This is a genomic window from Mycobacterium sp. (assembly GCF_032162105.1).
Lineage (GTDB): Bacteria > Actinomycetota > Actinomycetes > Mycobacteriales > Mycobacteriaceae > Mycobacterium.
The window spans coordinates 1-2,504 of record NZ_JAVRPS010000482.1 but is presented as its reverse complement, the minus strand read 5'-3'; the positions used below and the strand labels follow the sequence as shown (position 1 = coordinate 2,504).

Annotated in this window: 3 protein-coding genes; 1 reads left to right on the top strand and 2 read right to left on the bottom strand. The window is 67.5% G+C overall.

Going from position 1 to position 2,504, the window contains the following annotated elements; genetic code table 11:
- On the top strand, positions 1–709 hold a 709-nt coding region (locus QOC69_RS24980; protein ID WP_526444672.1), incomplete at its 5' end, for an alpha/beta hydrolase.
- A gap of 6 nt (positions 710–715) precedes the next feature.
- Here the strand turns inward: QOC69_RS24980 and QOC69_RS24975 are convergent.
- On the bottom strand, positions 716–1,714 hold the full coding sequence (locus tag QOC69_RS24975; RefSeq protein WP_526444670.1) for an MDR family oxidoreductase: 999 nt from the start codon (positions 1,712–1,714) through the stop codon (positions 716–718).
- 55 nt (positions 1,715–1,769) lie between these two features.
- A partial coding sequence (locus tag QOC69_RS24970) for an acyl-CoA dehydrogenase family protein (protein WP_526444668.1) occupies positions 1,770–2,504 on the bottom strand: 735 nt, incomplete at its 5' end.

Here is a 2,504-nt window from a genome sequence, read left to right as displayed (position 1 = left end):
CATCGAGACCCCCGCGTTCGAGTGGTACCTCGACTCAGGCCTTTCGGTCGTCATGCCGGTCGGCGGACAGTCCAGCTTCTACGCCGACTGGTACTCGCCTGCGCGCAACAAGGCGGGGCCGCCCCTGACCTACAAGTGGGAGACGTTCCTCACTTCGGAACTACCCGGCTATCTCGCGTCGGAGAAGCAGGTGAAGGCGACCGGTAGCGCGGCGGTCGGGCTGTCGATGGCCGGTTCGGCATCGATGATCCTGTCGGTCTACCACCCGCAGCAGTTCATCTACGCCGCGTCGCTGTCGGGCTTCCTGAACCCGTCCGAGGGTTCGTGGCCCTTCCTGATCAACATCTCCATGGGTGACGCCGGTGGTTTCAAGGCCAATGACATGTGGGGTCCCACGGAAGACCCGAACAGCGGCTGGAAGCGCAACGACCCGATGGTGCAGATCCCCGCGCTCGTCGCCAACGGCACTCGGCTCTGGGTCTACTGCGGCAACGGCCAGCCCAACGAGTTGGGTGGCGGCGACGTGCCCGCCAAGTTCCTCGAGGGCCTGACCATCCGCACCAACCGGACGTTCCAGGATGAGTACATCGCGGCCGGTGGCAAGAACGGCGTGTTCAACTTCCCGGACAGCGGCACGCACACCTGGGCGTACTGGGGCCAGCAGCTGCAGCAGATGAAGCCCGACCTGCAGCGTGTCCTGATCGGCTAACAGCCGTCAGAACCCACCCGCCACCTTCACGCGGACGCGGCCGGTGACGCCGCCCTTGACGATCGAGGGCAGCGTCGCCGGCACGTCTGCGACGGGGATGTCGCGGGTGAGCAGGTCCAGATGCGGCGGCGTCAGGTCAGCGTCGATCCGCGCCCAGATCTCGCGGCGCTCGGCGATGGGCACCTGAACCGAGTCGATGCCCGCAAGGGTGACGCCGCGCAGGATGAACGGGTGCACCGTCGTCGGCAGGTCCGCGGCACCGGCCAACCCCGACGCCGCTGCCACTCCGCGGTACTTCAACGTGCTCAGCGCGTAGGCCAGGGTCTGACCGCCGACGCAGTCGACGACGGCAGCCCATTTCATCTTGCCCAACGCCCGGACCCGTTCGCCCTCCTCGGGCAGGCGGCCGACGATCTCTGCTGCGCCCAATTGTTCGAGGAGCTCGTGGGCGGCCGCCTTGCCCGTCGACGCGACGACGTGGAACCCCGCCGCGGCCAGCAGGTCGACGCTGACACTGCCGACGCCACCGCTCGCACCCGTCACCAGGACCGGTCCGTCGTCGGGTGTGATGCCGTGCGCCCGAAGCGCTTCGACGCTCATCGCCGCCGTGAAGCCGGCCGTCCCGATCGCCGCGGCCTGTGCGGTGGTGAGGCGATCGAGCTTCACCACCATGTCCGCGGGGTACCGGGCGGTGTCGGCGTAGCCACCGGGGCGGCCGGTGCCGATGTCGTAACCGTGCGCCACGACCGGGTCGCCGACGGCGAAGTCCGGGCTGGTGCTCGACGACACCGTTCCTGCGACGTCGATGCCCGGAATCAGCGGGTAGCCGCGCGCGACGCCGCCGCCCGAGGTCACCGCCAACCCGTCCTTGAAGTTGATCGCCGAGTAGTCGACCGCGATCGTGACGTCGCCGTCGGACAGTGCCGTGTCGTCGACGATCTCCTGTATGAGCAGGACGCCGTGTTCGGCATCCTCGTGCGCGACCAGGGCAGTTATCTCAGCCATGCGGGAATCCTAATCCCGCCGCCTTGAGCCGCCGATGACCCGTGTCGGAGACCCGCTACTTGAGTTCGGCCGAGGACAGGCCGAGCAGCCGGCGCGCGACGACGAGCTGCTGGATCTGCTGGGTGCCCTCGAAGATGTCGAGGATCTTGGAGTCCCGCGCCCACTTCTCCAGCAGGGTCTCCTCGGAATAACCGGTGGTACCGGCGATTTCGACGGCCTTGAGGGTGATGTCGCTCGCGACCCGGGCCGATTTGGCCTTGCCCATCGAGGCTTCCTTGGAGTTGGGGATCTTGTTGTCGGCCTGCCACGCGGAGCGGACCGTCAGCAGGTAGCCGGCCTCCCAGTCGGCCTCCATCCGCAGGAACTCCGCGGCCGGTGCGCTCTGGGCGTGGGCAGGCTTGTCGTAGGAGATCTCGATGCCTGCGTCGGTGAGGATCTTGCGTAGCTCCTCCAACGCCGCCCTCGCGATACCGACGGCCATCGCCGCAACGATCGGCCGGGTGTTGTCGAACGTCTCCATGACACCGGCAAAACCCTTGTCCACGTGGACTTCCGGGTCGCCCAGCAGGTTGCCCACCGGGATGCGGGCGTTGTCGAAACGGATCACCGCGGTGTCGGACGCCTTGATGCCGAGCTTGTGCTCGAGTCGTTCGACCGTCACGCCAGGGTGCTCGCGCGGCACGATGAACGACTTGATCGCCGCGCGGCCAAGCGACTTGTCCAGCGTCGCCCACACCACGATGTGGCTGGCCCGCGAACCCGCGGTCACGAAGATCTTCTCGCCGTTGAT